At 76.6% G+C, this 23,056-nt stretch carries 5 protein-coding genes; all 5 read left to right on the top strand.

All coding sequences use genetic code 11. The features are described 5' to 3' along the window. Positions 1-60: 60 nt before the first annotated feature. The 5 genes from pabB (at position 61) to QUY26_RS05090 (ending at position 23,043) form a co-directional block, all read left to right on the top strand. Positions 61-2,157: an aminodeoxychorismate synthase component I gene (gene pabB / locus QUY26_RS05110; RefSeq protein ID WP_289943909.1), complete on the top strand. Its 2,097-nt coding sequence runs from the start codon at positions 61-63 to the stop codon at positions 2,155-2,157. Continuing rightward, positions 2,147-3,013: an aminotransferase class IV gene (locus QUY26_RS05105; RefSeq protein ID WP_289943908.1), complete on the top strand. Its 867-nt coding sequence runs from the start codon at positions 2,147-2,149 to the stop codon at positions 3,011-3,013. The genes pabB and QUY26_RS05105 overlap by 11 nt, the downstream gene beginning before the upstream one ends. A 153-nt stretch (positions 3,014-3,166) precedes the next feature. After that, positions 3,167-4,399, top strand: a complete 1,233-nt coding sequence (locus tag QUY26_RS05100) for a cytochrome P450 (RefSeq protein WP_289943907.1) — start codon at positions 3,167-3,169, stop codon at positions 4,397-4,399. An 82-nt stretch (positions 4,400-4,481) separates the two neighbouring features. Beyond that, positions 4,482-16,391, top strand: a complete 11,910-nt coding sequence (locus QUY26_RS05095) for a type I polyketide synthase (RefSeq protein WP_289943906.1) — start codon at positions 4,482-4,484, stop codon at positions 16,389-16,391. Positions 16,392-16,410: 19 nt separating this feature from the next. Beyond that, positions 16,411-23,043 (top strand): type I polyketide synthase, encoded by a 6,633-nt coding sequence (locus QUY26_RS05090; protein WP_436840486.1) that lies wholly within the window; start codon positions 16,411-16,413, stop codon positions 23,041-23,043. Positions 23,044-23,056: the final 13 nt, after the last annotated feature.

Raw genomic sequence — 23,056 nt, 5'->3', positions numbered from 1 at the left:
TCTCCGGCGCGCCGAACCGGAACGATCCGGTCCCGCTCGAACCTGACAAGGAACCGCTCGATGCGTGCGCTGCTGATAGACAACTACGACTCCTACACCTACAACCTGTTCCAACTCCTCGCCCGGGTGTACGGCAAGGAGCCCACGGTCCTGGTCAACGACGACCCGTCCTGGACGCGTCAGGACCCGGCGGCGTTCGACTGCGTGGTGATCTCACCGGGGCCCGGCCGGCCCCAGCGCCCCACCGACCTCGGCTTCTGCCAGGGCCTCCTGGACCGCTGGCGGGACGTGCCGGTCCTCGGGGTGTGCCTCGGCCACCAGGCCATCGCCCACCACTACGGCGGGCAGGTGGTCCCGGGAGCGCCGCGGCACGGCCATCTGACCCGGGTCAGGCACGGCGGCGAGGACCTGTTCGACGGCCTGCCGCAGCACTTCACGGCGGTGCGCTACCACTCGCTGCGCGTCACCGAACCCCTGCCGCGGGCCCTGCGCGCCACCGCCTGGGCGGAGGACGGGACCGTCATGGCGCTGCGCCACGACGAACTGCCGCGCTGGGGCCTGCAGTTCCACCCGGAGTCCGTGGCGAGCGAGTGGGGCGCCCAGCTCCTGCGGAACTTCGCCGAGCTCATAGGCGGCCACTACGCCGCCCCGCCACCGGAGTACGCGCCCTGGGCCCGCCCGCCCGAGACCGCCAAGGCCGCGCGCCTCGACCTGACCGTCGAGGTCGTCGACCGGGCCGTGGACACCGCGGCGCTCTTCACCACGCTGTTCTCCGGCAGCGAGCACGCCTTCTGGCTCGACAGCAGCGCCCCCGGCGTCGGCGGGGCCCGCTTCTCCTTCCTCGGCGACGACTCCGGCCCCCTCGCCGAGACCCTGACGTACCGCACCGGCGAGAACGCGGTCACGGTCCACGACGCCACCGGCGAACACACCGAGGACGGCACCGTCTTCGACGTGCTCCAGGACCGCCTGCGCACCCGCCCGGTCGGCGCTGCGGACCTCCCCTTCGACCTCAACGGCGGCTACGTCGGCTACTTCGGGTACGAGCTGAAGGCCGAGTGCGGCAGCCCCAACGCCCACCGCGCCGAGACGCCGGACGCCGTGTGGATGTTCGCCGACCGGCTGATCGCGGTGGACCACCAGGAGGACCGCACCTACGTCCTCGCCCTGAGCGGCCCCGGCCCCGAAGAGGCAGCCGCCCGCTCCTGGGTGGCCCGGACGGCCCGCCACGCCCGCGACCTGCCCGACACCGCCCCCGTCGGCCCCCCGGACCCGGCGGCCGCGGCACCGGCGGACACCGCCGTCCTCGCCCGCGCCCGCGCCGACTACGTCGACGACATCGAGGACTGCCTCAGGGAACTGCGCAGCGGAGAGAGCTACGAGATCTGCCTGACCAACCGGATGCGGCTCCCCGCCCTGCCCGACCCGCTCGCCTACCACCTGCTCCTGCGGCGCCTCAACCCCGCGCCCTACAGCGCCTATCTGCGCCTCGGCGCGGTCGGCGTCGTCTGCTCGTCCCCGGAGCGGTTCCTGCGCGTCGACCGCGACGGGACCGTGGAGAGCAAGCCGATCAAGGGCACCGCGCCCCGGGGCGCTGACCCCGCGAGCGACGAGCGCCTGCGCCGTTCCCTGACCGCGTCGGCCAAGACCCGCGCCGAGAACCTCATGATCGTCGACCTGCTCCGCAACGACCTGGGCCGGGTGTGCGAGGTGGGCTCCGTCGACGTACCGGCGTACATGGTGACCGAGTCGTACGCGACCGTGCACCAGCTCGTCACGACGGTCCGGGGCCGGCTGCGCCGCGACGTGGACCCGGTCGCCTGCGTCCGCGCCTGCTTTCCCGGCGGCTCCATGACGGGCGCCCCGAAGCTGCGCACCATGGCCATCATCGACCGCCTGGAGCAGGAGGCGCGGGGCATCTACTCGGGCACCATCGGCTACTTCGGGCTCTGCGGCGGCGCGGACCTCAACATCGTGATCCGCACCGCCGTGACCTCCGGCACCGGCACGGTCATCGGCGCGGGCGGCGCCATCGTCCTCGACTCCGACCCGGCCGACGAGTTCGACGAAGTGCTCCTCAAGGGGCGGGCGTTGGTGCGGGCGCACGCGCTCCTGACCGCGACGGCCGAGCGGGAGGAGGAGCCGCGTGAGGGGTGAACGGGCGGCGGGCGTGGCGGGGGAGGCGGGCGCGGCGGGGGAGGGCCTGCGGTCTCGCGGTCCGAGGGTCACGCGGCTCGACGGACGGCCCGCCACCGCCGACGACCTGGCCGCCCTCGCCCTCTACAACTACGGCCACTTCACCACCCTGCGCGTGGAGCACGGCCGCGCCCGCGGGCTCGCCCTCCACCTGCGGCGCCTCGCCGACGACTGCCGGACGCTGTTCGCCGCGGACCTCGACACCCGCGCGGTACGCGGAGCGCTGCGGCGCGTCGCGGAGCGCAGCGAGGGGCCCGTGACCGTACGGGTGACCGTGTGCGCGCCGGAGATGAGCTTGGACTGCCCCGAGGGCCTGACCCCTCTCGCGCTGATCAGCACGCGGCCCGCACCACCGGACGTACCGCCCCCGCTCCGCCTGGCCACCGCCACCTACGTCCGTGACCTGCCGGAGGTGAAGCACACCGGGCTCTTCGGCGCGCTGCGGCTGCGCGGGGACGCCCGGCGGCGTGGCTTCGACGACGCCCTGCTGCTCGACCGCGACGGGCGGGTCCAGGAAGGCACCACCTTCACCATCTGCTGCTGGGACGGCACCCGGCTCCTGTGGCCCCGCGCGGCCTGCCTGCCCGGCGTCACCGCGCGCCTCCTGCGCGAGGCCGCCACCGCCGGGGGCGTACCCACGCTCGACGCGCCCGTCACGCGCGGCGAACTCGGCGCCCTGCGCGGTGTGTTCGCCACCAACGCGGCCTTCGGCGTGCGGCCCGTCGCCGCCGTCGACGGCACGGCCCTGCCCGTGGACCCCGAACTCCTCACGACCCTGCGGACCTTGTACGCCGGCGTGCCCGCCGAACCCCTGTGACCCACCGGTCCCGGCAGCGCCCCGGGGCCCCGCGGCCGTACCGGACCGCGGACGAAGCCAAGATCCAAGCCGACTCCAAGAAGCGCCCAAGAGCCACTGCACACAATGCGGTGCGGCAGCGCACCCGCCTTTTCGCCGAGGGAAGGACCCCGTATGTCGAGCGTCGCAGAGTCCGGGACGTCGTGGCAGGACCTGCCGTTCCTGGACATCACCGTGCCGGATTTCGCCTGGGACTCGCCCGAGGTGGCCGAGGCCAGGGAGCGGTCCTGGGTCGCGGGGACCCCCCTGGGCCTGCTCGTCCTGCGGTACGCGGAGGCCCACAGCCTCTCCAGGGACCCGCGGCTCGTCTCGGGCTTCCGTGACGTCGTGGACCTGGTCGGCCCCTCCGAAGGCCTCGTGCGCGAGTTCATGCGGGACTTCATGCAGAGCCTGGAGGGACCCGACCACCGCAGGCTGCGCGGTCTGGTCTCGCACGCGTTCACGTCCCGCCGCATCACCGCGCTGCGGCCCTTCATCCGCGCCACCGCGCAGCGCCTCGCCGACGAGCTCGCCGACGGGGCCGAGCGCGACTTCGTGGCCGCGTTCGCCGACCCGCTGCCCGCGGCCGTCGTCTGCGAACTGCTCGGCTTCCCCGCCAAGGACCACGCGGTCGTCGGCCGCTGGTGCAAGAACACCAACCTGGTCCTCGCCCTCGGCCCCGACCAGAGCAGGGTCGGCGAGGTCGAGGAAGGCCTCGCGGGCATGTACGACTACTTCGAGACCGTGATCCGGGAGCGCAAGGCGAACCCCGGCGACGACCTGTTCTCCGACATCCTGCGCGCCCAGCAGGAGGACGGCGCCCTCGACGACCGCGAGCTGCGCACCCTCATCGCGACCCTGCTCGTCGCCGGGTACCAGACCACGAGCCACCAACTCGGCCACGCCATGGTCGCGTTCGCCGCGCACCCCGAGCAGTGGCCGCTGCTGCGCGAGGGCCCCGAACCGGTCACCCGGGCGGTCGAGGAGGTGCTGCGCTGGTGCCCCACCACGACGGTCGTGGCCACCAAGTCGGCGGCCGAGGACTTCTCCGTCAACGACCTGCGCATCCAGGCGGGCACCCCCGTCTGGCTGTGCGCCCACTCGGCGCAGCGCGACCCGCTGGTGTTCGAGGGCGGCGACGCCTTCGACATCACGGTGCGGCGGGAGGCGTCCCCGCTGGCCTTCGGCGGCGGCGCGCACTACTGCCTGGGGGCGGCCCTGGCCCGCGTCGAACTCGCCGAGGCCTTCGAGGCGCTCGCGGCCCGCCTCGGACCGCCCGAGGTCGCGGGACCGATCACCTGGCGGCCCTCGACGGGCGTCTCGGGGCCCGACGTCCTGCCGCTGCGCTTCGGCGCCGCCACCGCTTGACCCCATCGGGCCCGGCGCCTTCGGCCGACCCCGGCGAGCCCGCCAGGTCCCCCCTCTTCGCGGGAAGGGCAGCACGTACGACATGACCCACGGCACCGGCACCAACCACGGCACCGGCACCCCATCCGGCGCCGCCCCCGCCCACGACGACCGGACGCTGGACTACCTCAAGCGCCTGTCCGCCGAACTGGGCCGGACCCGGGAGCGCCTGCGGCTCGCCGAGGCGGCGGGCCGGGAGCCCGTCGCCCTGGTGTCGATGGCCTGTCGCTTCCCCGGCGGTGTCACGTCGCCCGAGGACCTGTGGCGGCTCGTCGCCGAGGGCGGGGACGGGGTCGGCGCGCTGCCCGCGGACCGGGGCTGGGACGTCGAGGGCCTCTACCACCCGGACCCCGACCGGGTGGGTACCTGCTACACGCGGCACGGCGGATTCCTCACCGACATCGCCTCGTTCGACGCGGCCCTGTTCGAGATCAGCCCGCGCGAGGCCCTGGTGACGGACCCCCAGCAGCGGCTGCTCCTCGAAGTCTCCTGGGAGGCCTTCGAGCGGGCGGGTCTCGCCCCCGCCGCCGTGCGCGGCAGCCGCACCGGTGTCTTCACCGGGATGATGGGCCAGGACTACACGGCCCGGGTCCCCGGTGCGCACACGGAGTACGAGGGACAGCTGGAGACCGGACGCGCGGCGAGCGTCGCCTCCGGCCGCGTCGCCTACACCTTCGGCCTCGAAGGCCCCGCGGTCACCCTCGACACGGCCTGCTCCTCGTCCCTGGTGGCCCTGCACCTCGCCGTCCAGGCCCTGCGGAACGGGGAGTGCGACCTCGCCCTGGCGGGCGGGGTCACGCTGATGTCGAGCCCGGCGACCCTCCTCGAATTCAGCAGGCAGCGCGTCCTCTCGCCCGACGGCCGGTGCAAGGCGTTCGCCGGGCAGGCCGACGGCACGGGGCTCGCCGAGGGCGTCGGGGTCGTCCTCCTGGAGCGCCTGTCGGACGCGCGGCGGCAGGGCCATCCCGTCCTCGCCGTCGTCAGCGGCTCCGCCGTCAACCAGGACGGCGCGTCGAACGGCCTGACCGCGCCCAACGGCCCCTCCCAGCAACGCGTCATCCGCGCCGCCCTCGCCGACGCCGGACTCACCGCCGCCGACGTCGACGCGGTCGAGGCGCACGGCACGGGCACCCGCCTCGGCGACCCCATCGAGGCACAGGCGATCCTCGCGACGTACGGGCAGGGACGCGACCCCGAACGGCCGCTGTGGCTCGGCTCGTTGAAGTCGAACATCGGTCACACCCAGGCCGCCGCCGGAATCGCGGGCGTCATGAAGACCGTCCTCGCCCTGCGCGCACGCCTGCTGCCGCCGACCCTGCACGTCGACACCCCGACCCCGCACGTCGACTGGTCCCCGTCCACCGTGCGCCTCCTGACCGACCCCCGCCCCTGGCCGGCCACCGACGGCCGCCCCCGCCGTGCCGGGGTGTCGTCGTTCGGCATCAGCGGGACGAACGTGCACGTCATCGTCGAGGAGGGGGACGCCGAACCGGCGTGGGACGAGGTCGCGGGGGCCGACAGCGGGCCGGTGGACGAGGGTGCGACGGCCGGTGCGGACGGCTCGGCCGCGCCCGCCGACCCGGCGGGCGCGCCCCCGTGCCCCGTCCCCTGGGTGCTCTCCGGCGGAACCCCGCGGGCGCTGCGCGCGCAGGCGGCCCGGCTCAGGGAGCACCTCGCGGCGCGCCCCGGCCTCGGCGTGGCCGACGTCGGGTTCTCGTTGGCGACCACGCGCGCGCCCCTCGCGCACCGGGCCGTCGCTGTCGGGCACGACCGGAGCGAACTGCTGCGCGCCGTCGGCGCGTTGGCCGACGGTGAGACGTGCGCGGGGCTGATCGAGGGCGTGGCGCGTGACGCGGGACGGACCGTCTTCGTGTTCCCCGGGCAGGGGTCCCAGTGGGCCGGGATGGCCAGGGAACTCTGGGACGCGTCCGCCGTGTTCCGCGAGCGGATGGAGGCGTGTGCGGCCGCGCTCGGCCCGTACGTCGACTGGTCGCTGCACGACATGGTGCGCGGTGGCGCCGACGGCGGCGCAGGGGCGCGCGTCGATGGCCGTGCCGACGACCGCGCCCAGGACCGTGCCCACGACATCGTCGACGGCCGCGTCGATGTCGTCCAGCCGGTCCTGTGGGCGGTGTTGGTGTCGCTCGCCGAGCTGTGGCGGTCGTACGGGGTCGAGCCCGCCGCCGTGGTGGGGCACTCGCAGGGCGAGATCGCGGCGGCCTGCGTGGCCGGGGCGCTGTCCCTCGACGACGGCGCCCGGGTCGTGGCCCTGCGGTCCCGGCTGGTCGCCGAACGCCTCGCCGGAGCGGGCGGCATGGTGTCCGTGACCGCCCCCGTGGCCGACGTCCGGAAGCGCTTGGCGGCGTTCGGCGACCGGCTCGCGCTCGCCGCCGTGAACGGCCCGTCGTCCGTAGTCCTCTCGGGCGACCCGGCGGCGCTGGACGAACTGGTGGGCGCCTGCGAGCGGGACGGCGTCCGCGCCCGGCGCGTCGCCGTCGACTACGCCTCCCACTCCCCGCAGGTGGAACTCCTGCGCGCGGACCTGCTCGACGCGCTCGCGCCGATCCGCCCGCGCGCGGGCACGCTGCCCCTGTACTCGACGGTCACCGGCGCGGTCGTGGCGGGCACCGAGCTGACCGCCGAGTACTGGTACCGCAACCTGCGCCGCACCGTCCGGCTCTCGGACGCCGTGGAGAAGCTCGCCACCGCCGGACACGGCACGTTCGTGGAGTGCAGCCCGCACCCGGTGCTCGCCCTCGGCCTCACCTCGACGCTCGCCGACCTGGGCCGGGACGCCCTCGTCACGGGCACGCTGCACCGCGACGACGGCGGCCTCGACCGCTTCCTGCGCTCCCTCGGCGAGGTGTACGCGGGCGGCGCTTCCCCGGACTGGGCGAAGGTCTTCGCCGGCACCGACGCCCGGCGCGTACCGCTGCCCACGTATGCCTTCGACCGGCGGCGCCACTGGCTCGACGCCGCACCGCCCGCCGGCGACGTCGGCGCGGTCGGCCTGAGCCCCCTCGACCACCCGTGGTGGGGCGCCGCCACCGACCTGCCAGACTCCGGCGGCGTCCTCCTCACCGGACGCCTCTCCCGCGACACCCACCCCTGGCTCGGCGGCCACGCGGTCGACGACGTGGTCCTGCTGCCAGGAACGGCCTTCCTGGAACTGGCCGTCCAGGCCGCCGTGCACGTCGGCTGCGACGGCGTGGCCGAGCTGACCCTGGAAGCCCCCCTGGTCCTGCCCGCGCGCGGCGCCGTCCAGCTGCGGGCCGAGGTCGGGCCCGCCGACGCGGCCGGGGACCGCCCCGTCACCTTCCACGCACGCCCCGAGGACGCCCCGGACACCCCCTGGACCAGGCACGCCGACGGCTCGCTCACCCGCACCGCCCGGCACGGCGGCGTCCCCCTGACCACCTGGCCCCCACCCGACGCCGAACCCCTGCCTGTGGCGGGCGTCTACGAGGACCTGGCCGCGCGGTCGCTGCGCTACGGCCCGGAGTTCCGAGGGCTGCGGGCCGCCTGGCGCGCGGGCGACGAGATCCACGCCGAGGTCGTGCTGCCGGGCGACGGCGACGCGGACGGGTTCGCCGTCCACCCGGCGCTCCTGGACGCCGCGCTGCACGCGTCGGCCGCCTTCGACGACGGCCCGCGGTCGGCGAACGACAGCGGTGGGGACGGCGGTGGCGAGAGCCGGGGGGACGCGGGCCCCGGGCCCCGGCTGCCGTTCTCCTGGTCCGGCGTGCGGATCCACGCGGTCGGCGCGACCCGGCTGCGCGTACGCGTCACGCCGGTGGGCCCCGACGCCGTCGCCCTCGACGCCTGTGACGCGACCGGCGCGCCCGTCGTGTCCGTGGAGTCGCTCGCGCTGCGCCCGGTCACCCCCGAACTGCTGCGCTCCGCCGCCCCGGACCGCACGGACTCCCTGTTCGCCGTCCACTGGGTGCCCGCCCCGGCCGGTGCGGCCGCGTCCGGCAGGCCGGAGACGTGGGCGGTCCTCGACGGTGCCGAGGCGGTCGTCCCGGCGCTCGAAGCGACCGGAGCCCACGTGCGGCGGGAGCCCGGGCTCGCGGACGTGGCCCCGGACATACCGGACGCGGTCCTCGTGGCCCTTCCGGAAGCGGCGCCGGGCGACACGTGCGACCTGCCCGCGGCCGCCCGGGACGCCGTCGTCGGGGCGCTGGCCCTCGCCCAGCGGTGGCTCGCCGACGAACGAGCCTCGTCCGCCCGCCTCGTGGTGCTGACCCGCGGCGCCGTCACGGTACGCGACGACGAGACGGCCGCCCCCGCGCTCGCCGCCGTCTGGGGGCTGCTGCGCTCGGCACGGGCGGAGAACCCGGACCGGTTCGTCCTCGTCGACTGGGACGGGCAGGAACGGTCGGCCGACGCGCTGCCCGCCGTGGTGGGCGACGACGAGCCGGAGGTGGCGCTGCGGGCCGGGGAGGTGTTCCTGCCGCGGCTGCGACGGGTGCCGGTTCCTCGTGGCGGAGGCGACAACGGGACCTGGGCGGAGAGGGAGAGGGAGGCTCGGGGCGAGGGCTCCGGCCCCGGCACGTGGGTCGACGGCGCCGGGCGCGGAGGCGTCCGCTCCCGGGGCGACGGCGCGGGCCCCGGGAGCGACAGCGATGGTGGCTCTCGGGCTCGCGGTGACGGCGGCGTCAGCCTTCGGACCGGTGGCGTCGGCAGTGGCGGCCTTCAGACCGGCGACGGCCGTCGTGCCGGTCTCCGGACCGGCTGCAACGGCAGCCTCGGCTCTCGGGGCAACGGCGACAGCGGCGACTGCGGCGGGTCCGGTCGCGCCCCGTCCTTCCGTCCTGGCGGCACCGTTGTGGTGACCGGCGCGTCCGGGGTCCTCGGCCGCGTCGTGGCCCGCCACCTGGTCGAGGCACACGGCGTACGGCATCTGCTGCTCGTCGGCCGCCGGGGCGCGGACGCGCCCGGAGCCGCCGAACTCGCCGCAGAACTGGCTGACTCGGGCGCGTCGGCGCGCTGGGCGGCCTGTGACGTGGGGGACCGCGGGGCCCTGGCGAAGGTCCTCGCGGAGGTACCGGCGGAGCACGCCCTGTGCGGGGTCGTGCACGCGAGCGGAGTGCTGGCCGACGGCGTCGTGCCTTCGCTCTCGGCGGAGCGGATCGACACGGTGTTCCGGCCGAAGGTCGACGCCGTGGTCAACCTGCACGAACTGACCCTTCAGGCCGACCTCTCCGCGTTCGTCGTGTTCTCCTCGGCTGCGGGCACGTTCGGCACCGCGGGCCAGGGCGGCTACGCGGCGGCCAACGCGTTCCTCGACGCCTTCGCCCGGGCCCGGCGTGCCCGGGGGCTGCCCGCGCTGTCCCTGGCCTGGGGCCTGTGGGCCGAGACCAGCGCGATGACCGGCGCGATGTCGGACACCGACCGTGACCGGCTGCGCCGCGCCGGGGTGGCCGGCCTGTCGGCCGACGAGGGCGTCGCCCTGCTCGACGCGGGCCTCGCCGCCCGACTCCCCGTCGTCGTCCCGGCCCACCTGGACCTGGCCGCCGTCCGCGCCGGAGCCGCCACCGCGGGTGTGCCCGCACTCCTGCGCGCCCTGGTGCGGCCACCGGCGCGCCGGGCCGCGGCGGGCACCGACGGGGACTCCGCCCTCGCGCGCGAACTCGCCGACCTCGCCCCGCAGGACCGCGCCACGCGGGTCCTGGACGTGGTCCGCGCCCAGGCCGCCGCCGTCCTCGGCCACACGGAGCCGACCGCCGTCGAACCCGGGCGCGCCTTCAAGGAGTTGGGCTTCGACTCGCTCACCGCCGTGGAGCTGCGCAACCGGCTGACCCGGGCGACCGGACTCAGGCTGCCCGCCACGCTCGTCTTCGACCACCCGACACCGAGGGAACTCGCCGCGCACGTCCACGGACGGCTCACCGGCGCGGACCGGCGCGCGCGGCCGACGGTCCGCGCCGCGGCCAGGGCCGACGAACCGATCGCCGTCGTCGGCATGGCCTGCCGGTTCCCCGGCGGCGTCGGCTCGCCCGAGGACCTGTGGCACCTGGTGGACCGGGGCGCCGACGCCGTCTCCGCGTTCCCCGCCGACCGGGGCTGGTCCCCCGACCCCGAAGGCGGCTTCGCGGCCGAAGGCGGATTCCTGCGGGACGCCGCGCAGTTCGACCCCGAGTTCTTCGGCATCAGCCCCCGCGAGGCGGTCGCGATGGACCCGCAGCAGCGGCTCCTGCTCGAAGTCTCCTGGGAGGCGCTGGAACGCGCGGGCCTGGACCCGACGGCCCTGCGCGGCAGCCGCACCGGGGTGTTCGCCGGGCTGATGTACCACGACTACACCACCCGGCTCGGGACCATCACGGACGACATCGCCGGGTACCTCGGCACGGGCGGGTCGGGCTCCGTCGCCACCGGCCGCATCGCGTACACCTTCGGCTTCGAGGGTCCCGCCGTCACCGTCGACACGGCCTGCTCGTCGTCGCTCGTGGCCCTGCACCTGGCCGCGCAGGCACTGCGCGGCGGGGACTGCGACCTCGCGCTCGCGGGCGGCGTCACCGTGATGTGCTCGCCGAACGCCTTCACCGAGTTCAGCAGGCAGGGCGCGCTCGCCGCCGACGCCCGCTGCAAGCCGTTCGCGGCGGCGGCCGACGGCACGGTGTGGGGCGAGGGCGCCGGAGTCCTCCTCGTCGAGCGCCTCTCGGACGCGCGCCGCAACGGACACCGCGTCCTCGCCGTCGTCCGCGGCTCCGCCGTCAACCAGGACGGCGCGAGCAACGGCCTGACCGCCCCGAACGGCCCCGCCCAGGAACGGGTCATCACCCAGGCACTCGCCAGTGCCCGACTCGCGCCGTCCGACGTGGACGCCGTCGAGGCCCACGGCACCGGCACCACCCTGGGCGACCCCATCGAGGCGCAGGCGATCCTGGCCACCTACGGCCGACAGCGCCCGGCCGAGCGGCCGTTGTGGCTCGGCTCCGTCAAGTCCAACCTCGGGCACACCCAGGCCGCGGCGGGCGTCGCGGGCGTCATCAAGATGGTCATGGCGCTGCGCCACGCCGTCCTGCCCCGCACCCTGCACGTGGACGCGCCCTCACCGCACGTCGACTGGTCCTGCGGGGCGGTGGAACTCCTCACCGAGTCCCGCCCCTGGCCCGACGCGGGGCGGCCACGCCGGGCCGGGGTCTCGTCATTCGGCATCAGCGGCACCAACGCCCATGTCGTCCTTGAGCAGGCGCCTGCGGGGACGGGCGCGGGCGGCGTCGAGGCGGGTGTCGGCGCGGGCGGCGTCGAGGGGGGAGCCGGCTCGGGCGTCACCGAGGTGGAAGCCGACTCGGGCGCCCCCGACGTACCGGGCGCGGGGAGCGCCGAAGCGGGCGTGGCCCCGGACATCGACCGTTCCCCGGACATCGACAGTTCAACGGCCCCCACGCAGGCCGCCCCTGACGGCCTCCACCTCCAACCGGCCCCCACGCCCGTCCCCTTGACCCTGTCCGCCAGGAGCGGTCCCGCCCTGCGCGCCCAGGCGTCCGCCCTCCGCGAGCGGTTCCTCGCCGACCCGGCGCTCGACCCCGTCGACGTGGCCCACTCGCTGCGGACCACCCGCGCCGCGCTGGAGCACCGCGCCGTGGTCCTCGGCGACGACCGGGACGCCCTGCTGTCCTCCCTCGCCGCCGTCGCGGAGGCCCGCGAGACGCCCGCCGCCGTCGAGGCGGTGGCGGGCGACCCCGGCAGGACCGTCTTCGTGTTCCCCGGGCAGGGCGCCCAATGGGCGGGCATGGCAGCCGGGCTGTGGGACACCGCGCCCGTCTTCCGGGACCGCCTGACCGAGTGCGCCGACGCGCTGGCCCCGTACACCGACTGGTCCGTGGTGGACGTCGTCCGGGGCCGGGCCGCCGGGGTCGACCCCCAGCGCGTGGACGTGGTCCAGCCCGCGCTGTGGGCGGTGATGGTGTCCCTCGCCGAACTGTGGCGGTCCTACGGCGTGGAACCCGACGCCGTCGTGGGGCACTCGCAGGGCGAGATCGCGGCGGCCTGCGTGGCCGGGGCGCTGTCCCTCGACGACGGCGCGCGCGTGGTCGCGCTGCGCAGCCGGGCCCTGACGGCCATCGCGGGGCACGGCGGCATGGTCTCGCTGGCCCTCGGCGCCGCCGAGGCCGAGGAACTGGTGGCGGCCTGGGCCGGACGCGTCTCCCTGGCGGCGGTCAACGGGCCCGCTTCGACAGTGGTGTCGGGCGGCACGGCCGCGATGGACGACCTCCTCGCCCACTGCGAGCGCACCGGACTGTGGGCCCGCCGGATCCCGGTGGACTACGCCTCCCACTCGCCCCACGTCGAAGCGGTACGCGAACGGATCGCCAAGGACCTCGCGGGGATCCGCCCCCGCGCGGGCCGCGTCGCCTTCATGTCGACGCTCACGGGCTCCTTCCTGGACCCCACCGGCCTCGACGGCTCCTACTGGTACCGCAACCTGCGGGAGTCCGTCCGGTTCGAGCCCGCCGTCCGGGAACTGCTCGCCCAGGGCTTCGGCGCCTTCGTCGAGTCCAGCCCCCACCCCATGCTCACGACGGGCCTGCGCGAGATCCTGGCCGAGCGGCCCGACGGATCCGGCGTGGCCGTGGCGTCGCTCCGCCGCGACCAGGGCGGCCCGCGACGCTTCTTGACCTCGGTCGCCGAGGCGTACGCCCACGGGGTCGCCGTCGACTGGTCCGCGGCCTGGACCGGCCGCGCGCCCCGCGTCGTCGACCTGCCGACGTACCCCTTCCAGCGGCGCAGGTTCTGGCTCGACGCCCCCGCCGGGGCCGGTGACGTGACCGCCGCGGGCCTCGGCCGCCCGGACCACCCGCTCCTCGGCGCCCGCGTCGACCTCGCCGACTCCGCGGAGGCCCTGCTCACCGCGCGGTGGTCCCTGGACACGCACCCGTGGCTCGCCGACCACGCCGTGGGGGACACCGTCGTCGTACCCGGCACCGCCTTCCTGGAACTGGCCGCACTCGCGGGCGCCGAGACCGGCTGCCCGCACGTCCGCGAACTGATCCAGGAGCTGCCGCTGGTCCTCGCCGACGGGGGCGCGGCCCGGGTCCAGGTGCGGGTGGCGCCGCCGGACGAGGAGGGCGTGCGGGCAGTCGGCGTGTACGCGCGCCCCGACGACCCCGGCACCCCCGGTGACGCCTCCTGGTCCCGCCACGCCCGCGGCGCGCTCACCGCGGACGACACCGCGGCCCCGCCCGCCCTCGACGGCGCCTGGCCGCCCCCGGGAGCCGTCCCCGTCGACCTGTCCGACTTCTACGAGCGCCTGGAGGAGATCGGCCTCTCCTACGGCCCCGCCTTCCACGGCCTGCACACCGCGTGGCGCCTCGGCGACGAGATCCTCGCCGAGGCCGCGCTGCCGGAGGAGAGCCGCACCGACGGGGCCCGCTACCACGCCCACCCCGCGCTCCTCGACGCGGCGCTGCACTCCTGCCTGCTCCGCACCGGCCCCGACGGCTCCGACGGAACCGGCGCCGCGGCCATGCCGTTCGCCTGGAACGACGTCTCCCTGCACGCCCCGTGCGGCCCCGAGGTGCGCGTCCGGGTGTCCCCGGGCGCGGCCCAGGACGTGTCGGTGGTCGTCGCGGACGCCGACGGCACGCCCGCGGTGACCGTACGCTCCCTCGCGGCCCGCCCGGTCCCGCCCGAACAACTGGGCGCCGCCGCCGGCCGCCACGACGCGCTGTTCCGGCTCACGTGGACGGCGGCGCCCCTCGGATCCACGCCGCCCGCGCCCCTCACACGGGCCGTGATCGGGGGCGACGACCCGGAACTGCCCCCGGGCGCCGAGTACTTCGCGGACCTGCCCGCGTACCGGGCGGCGATCGCCTCCGGCACAGCGGTGCCCGACGCCGTGCTCGTCCCTCTCGGCACGGGCCCGCGGGAGGGCTCGTACGATCCCGACGGCCGCCCGCACGGGGCCGTACGCGCACGGGAGTCGACCTGCCGCGCCCTGGACCTGCTGCGGGCCTGGCTCGCCGAGGACACGGGGAGCGCGGCGCGGCTCGTCCTCGTCACGCGCGGCGCCGTCGCGACGCCGGACGAGCGGGCTGACGGGGCTGACAGGACTGACGGGACTGAAGCAGGCGGCGGGGATCCGGCCGCCGCGGCCGTGTGGGGGCTGGTGCGGGCGGCGCAGGCGGAGCACCCGGGCCGGTTCGTCCTGGCGGACCTCGACACCCACCCGGAGTCCACGGCCGCGCTCCCCGCCGCGCTCGCCACCGCCGCTGCCCTGGACGAGCCTCAACTCGCGCTCCGCGCGGGCCGGATCCTGCTGCCCCGCCTCGAACGCGCCCCGCTGGCGCGGGACATCACCGCGACGCCGGACAAGGCCGCGGTCCGGAACACGTCCTCGCGCCCGGCCACGTCCTCGCGCCCGGCCACGTCCTCGCGCCCGGCCACGTCCACGGGACCAGCCACCGCCACGGCCCCTGCCACCCCCACCGCCCCTGCCGCCCCCACCCCCTGGGACCCCGACGGCACCGTCCTCCTGACCGGAGCCGCCGGAACCCTCGGGCGGGCCCTCGCCCGGCACCTGGTCGTCACGCACGGCGCCCGCCGCCTGCTCCTGGTGGGCCGACGCGGCGGCGCCACCCCCGAGGCCACGGCCCTCACCGGTGAACTGGCCGCGCACGGCGCCGAGGTGACCTGGGCGGCCTGCGACGTCGGTGACCGCGACGGGCTGGCCGCGGTCCTGGAGTCGGTGCCCGCCGCGCACCCCCTCACGGCCGTGGTGCACGCGGCCGGTGTCCTCGACGACGGCGTGGTCCCAGCGCTGACCCCGGAACGGGTCGACCGGGTGTTCCGGCCCAAGGCCGACGGAGCCTGGCACCTGGACGAGTTGACGCGGACGGCGCCCCTGGCCGCGTTCGTGGTGTTCTCGTCGGCCGCGGCCACCGTGGGCAGCGCGGGCCAGGGCAACTACGCCGCCGCCAACGCCTGCGTGGAGGCGCTGGTACGCGCCCGGCGCGGGGCGGGACTGCCCGCCCTCGCGCTCGGCTGGGGCCTCTGGGCCGAGAGCAGCGAGCTGACGGCCGGGCTCGGCCGGGCCGAGGAGGCCCGGCTCGCCCGCTCCGGCGTCCAGGGCCTGACGACAGCGGAGGGCCTCGCCCTCTTCGACGCCGCCCGCGCCCTGGACGAACCCCTGCTGCTGCCCATGCGGCTCGACCCGGCCGCCCTCCGCGCGCGCCACGACTCGCTGCCGTCGGTGCTGCGCGGCCTGGTGCGCGCCCCGGCACGGCGCGGCGGCTCGGGGAACACGGGCGCGGCGGCACTGCGGCGGCACCTGGCCGCCCTGCCCCCGGCCGAGCGGAACCGGCGGCTGCTCGACATGGTCCACGCCGAGACCGCCACCGTCCTCGGCTACGAGAGCGCGGCGGGGCTGGGGCGGGACCGGGCCTTCAAGGACCTCGGCTTCGACTCGCTGACCGCCGTGGACCTGCGCAACCGGCTCTCCGCCGCGACCGGCTTGCGGCTGCCGCCGACGCTGGTCTTCGACCACCCCACCCCCACTGCCCTCGCCGGGCACCTCGCCGCCGAACTCGCCCCCGTGGAAGCGGAGTCCGACCCCCGGGGCACCACTGAGCGGCGGATCCGCGAAGCCCTCGCCGCCATCCCGCTGCCCCGGCTGCGCGACGCGGGCCTGCTCGACGCGCTCCTCGACCTGGCGGACCGCCCGGCGGGCACCGCGCCCCCACCGGACGGCGACGGCGACGGCCACGGCCACGGGAACGGCGACGGTTCACTGTCCGGCGCGATCGACGAGATGGACGCCGAGGGCCTGCTGGCCCTCGCGCTCGACACCCGCGCGTACGACGGCGACGACGTCGAGGGCCGCGGCAGCGGCCACGCCGAACACGGCAACGGCAACGGCCGCACCGACAGCCGCCACGAGGACGGCCACCGCACCGGCCCCGACCGCACCGCGCACGCCGAGACGGAGGACCACGATGCCGGTAGGTGACGAGAGGCTCGTCGAGGCGCTGCGGGCCTCCCTCAAGGAGACCGACGCGCTGCGGGCCCGCACCCGCGAGCTGACGGCCGCCGCCCACGAACCGGTGGCGATCGTGGCGGCGGGCTGCCGCTTCCCCGGCGGCGTCCGCTCCGCGGACGACCTGTGGGACCTGGTGGCCACCGGCACCGACGCGGTCTCGGCCTTCCCCACCGACCGCGGCTGGGACACCGAGGCCCTCTTCGACCCGGACCCCGACCGGCCGGGCCGCACCTACGCCGTCGAAGGGGCCTTCCTCGACGACGCGGCGGAGTTCGACGCGGACCTGTTCGGCATCAGCCCGCGCGAGGCGGCCGCCATGGACCCTCAGCAGCGGCTGCTCCTGGAGACCGCGTGGGAGACCTTCGAACGCGCCGGAGTCGACCCCGGAGGCCTCAAGGGCGAACCCGTCGGCGCGTTCGTCGGCTCGGTCCTCATGACCAGCGGCGGCGGTACCGGAACCGGCGACGGGACCGAGGGCCACCAGCTCACCGGCGGCGCCGCCAGTGTCTTGTCGGGCCGGCTCGCCTACACCTTCGGCCTGGAGGGTCCGGCGATCACCGTCGACACCGCCTGCTCGGCGTCCCTCACGGCGGTGCACCTCGCCGTGCAGTCGCTGCGCCGGCGCGAGTGCGCCATGGCCCTGGCCGGGGGTGCCGCCGTGATGTCGACGCCCGGGATCTTCGTGGAGTTCAGCCGTCAGCGGGGGCTCGCGGCCGACGGCCGGTGCAAGGCGTTCGCGGCGTCCGCGGACGGCACCGGGTGGGGTGAGGGTGTCGGGCTCGTGCTGTTGGAGCGGCTGTCGGACGCGCGGCGCAACGGTCACCCGGTGCTCGCCGTCGTACGGGGTTCGGCCGTGAACCAGGACGGCGCATCGAACGGCCTGACCGCACCCAACGGGCCCTCGCAGCAGCGGGTGATCCGGCAGGCCCTGGCCTCGGCACGCCTGTCGGCGGACCTCGTGGACGTGGTGGAGGCGCACGGGACGGGGACGTCGCTGGGGGACCCCATCGAGGCGCAGGCGCTGCTCGCCACGTACGGTCAGGAGCGTGCCGACGACCGGCCGTTGTGGCTCGGCTCGCTCAAGTCGAACATCGGACACACCCAGGGCGCGGCAGGCATCGCCGGGCTGATCAAGATGGTCATGGCGCTGCGTCACGGCGTACTCCCGAAGACCCTGCACGTGGACGAGCCCACGCCGCACGTCGACTGGTCGTCGGGCGCGGTGCGACTGCTGACCGAGGCCCGCGACTGGCCGCGGACCGGCCGCCCCCGCCGCGCGGGCGTGTCCTCCTTCGGCATCAGCGGCACCAACGCCCACGTGATCCTCGAAGAGGCCCCGCGGCGGGACGAGGCCGACCCGGCTCCGGACCCCACCTTGCGGACGCCTGTTCCCCTCGTGGTCTCGGCGCGCGGAGAGCGAGCCCTGCGCGACCAGGCCGACCGCATCGCCGCCCACGTCCGCGCCCGCCCCGAAGCGCGCCCGGAGGACGTCGCCCTGACCCTCGCCACCTCACGGGCCGCCCTCGACCGGCGGGCCGTCCTGTGGGCCGCCGATCGCGACGAGACGCTCGCCGGACTCGCGGCGCTCGCCGAGGACCGGCCCGCGCCCGGCCTCGTGCGGGGCGCGGCCACGGACGGCGGGCAGGCGTTCCTCTTCGCCGGGCAGGGCTGCCAGCGCCCGGGCATGGGGCGCGAACTCGCCGCCGCCTTCCCGGTGTTCGCCGAGGCCCTCGACGCCGTCGCGGACCACATCGACCCGCACCTCGACAAGCCCCTGAGGGACGTCCTGCACGCCGCCGAGGGGACGCCGACGGCCGCGCTCCTGGAGCAGACCGCGTACACCCAGCCGGCGCTCTTCGCGTACGAAGTGGCGCTGCACCGACTGCTCACGCACTGGGGGCTCACACCCGCCCTGCTGCTCGGCCACTCCGTCGGCGAGCTGGCGGCCGCGCACGTCGCGGGCGTCCTGTCCCTCGCCGACGCGAGCGCGCTCGTCGCCGCCCGGGGCCGCCTCATGCAGGACGTGCCCGGCAGCGGTGCGATGGTCGCGGTGCGGGCGACCGAGGCGGAGATCCTGCCGGACGTGACCGCACGCGCCGACGAGCTCGCCATCGCCGCCGTCAACGGTCCCGCTTCCGTCGTCGTGTCCGGCACCGAGAGCGCGGTGCTCGAACTCGCCGGACGCTGGCGGGACAAGGGCCGCAAGACCCGGCGCCTGCGCGTCAGCCACGCCTTCCACTCCCCGCACACGGACGCGATGCTCGACGAGTTCGCCCAGGTCGCGGGGAAGCTCACCTTCCACACGCCCCGCATCCCGATCGTCTCCGACGTCACCGGCGACATCGCCGGCGCGGCCGAGCTGTGCTCGCCGGAGTACTGGGTACGGCACGCCCGGGCGACCGTGCGCTTCCACGACGGGGTGCGCAGGCTCGTCGCGGCGGGCGCGCGGACGTTCGTGGAGGTCGGCCCTTCCGGGGCGCTCACGGCGATGGCACAGGACTGCCTCGCGGAGCAACCCCCGGGCACCGGACCGGTGTTGATCGCGGCGGCGCGCGCCGGACGGCCGGAGGCCGACACGGCCCGCACGGCGGTGTCCCAGGCGTTCGCCCACGGGGCCCGCGTCGACTGGGCCCGGTTCCTCGACGGCACCGGCGCCCGCGTCGTCAACCTGCCCACGTACCCCTTCCAGCGCCGCCGCTACCCCTGGTCCGTCGCGGGCGCGGCGGGCACCGGCGTCGACGTGGCGGCCGCCGGCCTCCTGGGGCTCGCGCACCCCCTGCTCGGCGCGTCCCTGGACCTCGCCGACTCCCAGGAGACCGTGCTCACGGGGACCCTGTCCCGGCGGACCGAGGCGTGGCTCGCCGACCACGTCATGCTCGGCACCGCCCTCGTCCCGGGCACCGCCGTCGTCGAGATGGCGGTCCGCGCGGGCGCCGAGGTCGGATGCCGCCGCCTCGTGGAACTGACGCAGGAGGCGCCGCTGGTCCTGCCCGACCGGGGCGCGGTGCGCCTCCAGGTGCGGGTGGGGCCCGCGGGGGACGACGGGCACCGCGCGGTGAGCGTGCACTCGCACGCCGAGGACGCCTCGACGCGGACGGCGGGCACGCCGGAAGGGGCGGCGTGGATGTGTCACGCCCGCGGCGTGCTCGCGCCCGAGGCGGCCGCCGCACCGGCCCGTCCCGCCGACGCCTGGCCGCCACCCGGCGCGGAACCCGTGCCGCTCGACGGGTTCTACGCGCGCCTGGCCACGGCGGGCCTCGCCTACGGCCCCGCGTTCCGCGGCCTCGCGCGCGCCTGGCGGCTCGGCACGGAGGTGTTCGCCGAGGTCACGCTCCCCGGCGCCGGGCGCTCCCGCACCGACGGATACGGCCTCCATCCGGCGCTGCTCGACGCGGCGCTGCACGCTGCTCTGCTCACCGGGGAGGACGCGGCTCGCACGGGGCAGGACGCGGGGGGCGCGCGGGCGGCCGGGCCGGTGCGGGTGCCGTTCGCCTGGCACGACGTGTCCTTCCACGGCGCGGCCACCCCGACCCTGCGGGCACGGCTGGCCCCCGCCGGGGCGGACGCGGTGTCGCTCGCGCTGTGGGACGAACGCGGAGCGCCGGTCGCGTCGGCCGGATCGCTCGTCACCCGCTCCGTCTCCGTGCGGCACCTGCGGTCCGCCCGGACGCGCGACACCCTGTTCCACGTCGACTGGGTGGATCGGGCGGATCGAGCCGGGCCCGCCGCCTTCGACGAGCGTGCGGCCGACCCGCCGTCACCGGCCGTGCGGTGCGCGGTGCTCGGGGACCCCGCCCTCGCGGACCGGCTCGCGGCCACCGCCCACGCCGACCTCGACGCACTCCTGACGGCACTCGAATCGGGCGACCCCGCACCGGAGTCGGTGTTCCTGCCGTGCCGCGGCGGCGAGGCGGCAGGGACCGAAGGCGCCGACGACGCGAGCAGCCCGCCCGCTGCCGCCCGGTCCCTGGCCCTCACCGTCCTCGGCACCCTCCGCAGCTGGCTGGAGGCCCCGCGCCTGAGCACCGCACGGCTGGTCGTCGTGACCCGGGGCGCCGTGCCCGTGTCCGCCGCCGAGCCCGTGCCCGACGTCGCCGCCGCCGCGCTCTGGGGCCTGGTGCGCTCCGCGCAGGCCGAACACCCCGGGCGGTTCGTCCTCGTCGACGCGGACGAGGAGCCGGCGTCGACGGCGGCCCTGGCCGCGGCGGCGGGCGCGGACGAGCCCCAACTCGCGCTCAGGCAAGGGCGGACGCTCGTTCCGCGGCTGGCCCGCGGCGTACCGTCCGCCACCCTCGTACCCCCTGTGGGAGTACGGGAGTGGCGCGTCGACCTGACCGGTGGCGGCACCGTCGACGACCTGGCCCTCACCCCGAACCCGGAGGCCGCGGCGCCGCTCGCGCCGGGCAGGGTCAGGGTCGACGTGCGCGCCGCGGGCCTCAACTTCCGGGACGTCGTCATGGCCCTCGGCATGGTGCCCGACCAGCGGGCGCTGGGCGGCGAGATCGCGGGCGTCGTCACCGAGGTGGGGCCCGACGTGACCGGACTCGCCCCCGGCGACCGGGTGTTCGGCCTCGCGGCCGGGTGCCTCGGCCCGGTCGCGGTCGTCGACCACCGCCTGGTCGCCCGGATCCCCCGGGGCTGGTCGTACCGGCAGGCCGCGGCCGTCCCCGTCACGTTCCTCACCGCGTACGAGGGCCTGGTGGACCTGGCCGACGTGCGGCCGGGGGACAAGGTGCTCGTGCACGCCGCGGCCGGCGGCGTCGGGATGGCCGCCGTGCAGCTCGCGCGGCACCTGGGCGCCGAGGTGTACGCGACGGCCAGTCCCGCCAAATGGGACGCGGTCCGCGCCCTCGGCGTCGACGACGCGCACCTCGCCTCCTCCCGCACCACCGACTTCGAGCAGCGGTTCACCGAGGCGGGCGGCGGCCGGTGCGTGGACGTCGTCCTGAACTCCCTGGTACGGGACTTCGCCGACGCATCGCTGCGCCTGCTGCGGCCCGGCGGCCGGTTCATCGAGATGGGCAAGACGGACATCCGTGACGCCGACGAGGTCGCCGCGCGGCACGACGGCGTCGCCTACCGCGCGTTCGACCTGATGGACGCCGGACCCGAGCGCGTCGCCGAGATGCTGGCGGACGTCGTCGCGCTGTTCGAGCGCGGGCGGCTGCGGCCGGTGCCGGTGACGGCGTGGGACGTACGCCAGGCGCCCGCGGCCTTCCGTTTCCTCGCCCAGGCCCGGCACGTGGGCAAGGTCGTCCTCACCATGCCCCCCGCCTGGAACCCCGAGGGCACCGCGCTGGTCACCGGCGCATCCGGGGCGCTCGGCGCGCAGGTCGCCCGGCATCTGGTGCGCACCCACCGCGTGGCGCACCTCGTGCTCGCCGGCCGCCGGGGGCCGGACGCGGAGGGCATGGCGGACCTGATGGCCGAGCTGACCGCGGCGGGCGCGCGGACCGTACGGGCCGTGGCGTGCGACGTCGCCGACCGGGCCGCCGTGGCGGACCTGCTCGCGTCGGTGCCCGCCGCACACCCGCTGACGGCCGTGGTGCACGCGGCGGGCGTGCTCGACGACGGGCTGCTGGAGACGATGACCCCCGGCCGCCTCGACACGGTGTTCCGGCCCAAGGCCGACGGCGCCTGGCACCTGCACGAACTGACGCGGGACCAGGACCTGGCCGCGTTCGTCGTCTACTCCTCCGCCGCGGGCACCGTCGGCACCACCGGCCAGTCCAACTACGCCGCCGCCAACGCCTTCCTCGACGCCCTCGCCGCCCACCGCCACGCCATCGGCCTGCCCGGCACGTCCCTGGCCTGGGGCCGCTGGGCCGGACCCGGAGGCATGGGGGCGGGCCAGGGGCAACGGGGGCCGGGGGGCCCGGCGGGTCCGGCCGCGGGACTCTCCGTCGAGGACGGCCTAGCGCTGTTCGACGAGGCCCTGGCCACCGGCCTGCCGGTGTGGGTGCCGACCCGGCTCGACCCCGGCGAACTGCGCACCGCCGCCGGCAACGGCACTCTCCCCGCGCTGCTGCGCGGTCTGGCCGACGCCACCACGGCCACCGCGGAGCCGGGCGCGGCGACCGCGCTGCGGGAACGCCTCGGCTCCCTCGGCGCCGAGGACCGCGCCGCGGCCGTCCTGGAACTCGTACGCGGCCAGGTCGCCCTGGTCCTCGGTCACACGACGGCCGGGAACGTGGATCCGCACCGGCCCTTCCAGGAACTCGGCTTCGACTCGCTCACCGCCGTGGAGCTGCGCAACCGCCTGGGCGCGGAGACCGGCCTCGGCCTGCCCACCACGCTGGTGTTCGACCGACCGACGCCCGCCGCGCTGAGCGAGCACATCGAGGCCGCGCTCGTCTCGAAGCTGGGCTCACCCGTGGACGCCGTCCTCACCCGCCTCGACGCGCTCGCCACGCACCTCGCGACGGCGCCGCTCGACGACGGCGAACGGGAACGCGTGGCGGACCGGCTGCGGGCGCTCGCCCAGCGGTGCGGCGAGCGGGCACCCGCGCCCGGCGCGGCAGCGGGCGAGCAGGACGACGGCGCGACCGTCGCGGACGAACTCGACCTGGCGACCGACGACGAAGTCATCGACTTCATCAGCAAGGAGCTGGGCATCTCCTGACCCCGTGCCGGGG

It is taken from the genome of Streptomyces flavofungini (assembly GCF_030388665.1).
Lineage (GTDB): Bacteria > Actinomycetota > Actinomycetes > Streptomycetales > Streptomycetaceae > Streptomyces > Streptomyces flavofungini_A.
This window is presented reverse-complemented; position numbering and strand designations above follow the sequence as displayed.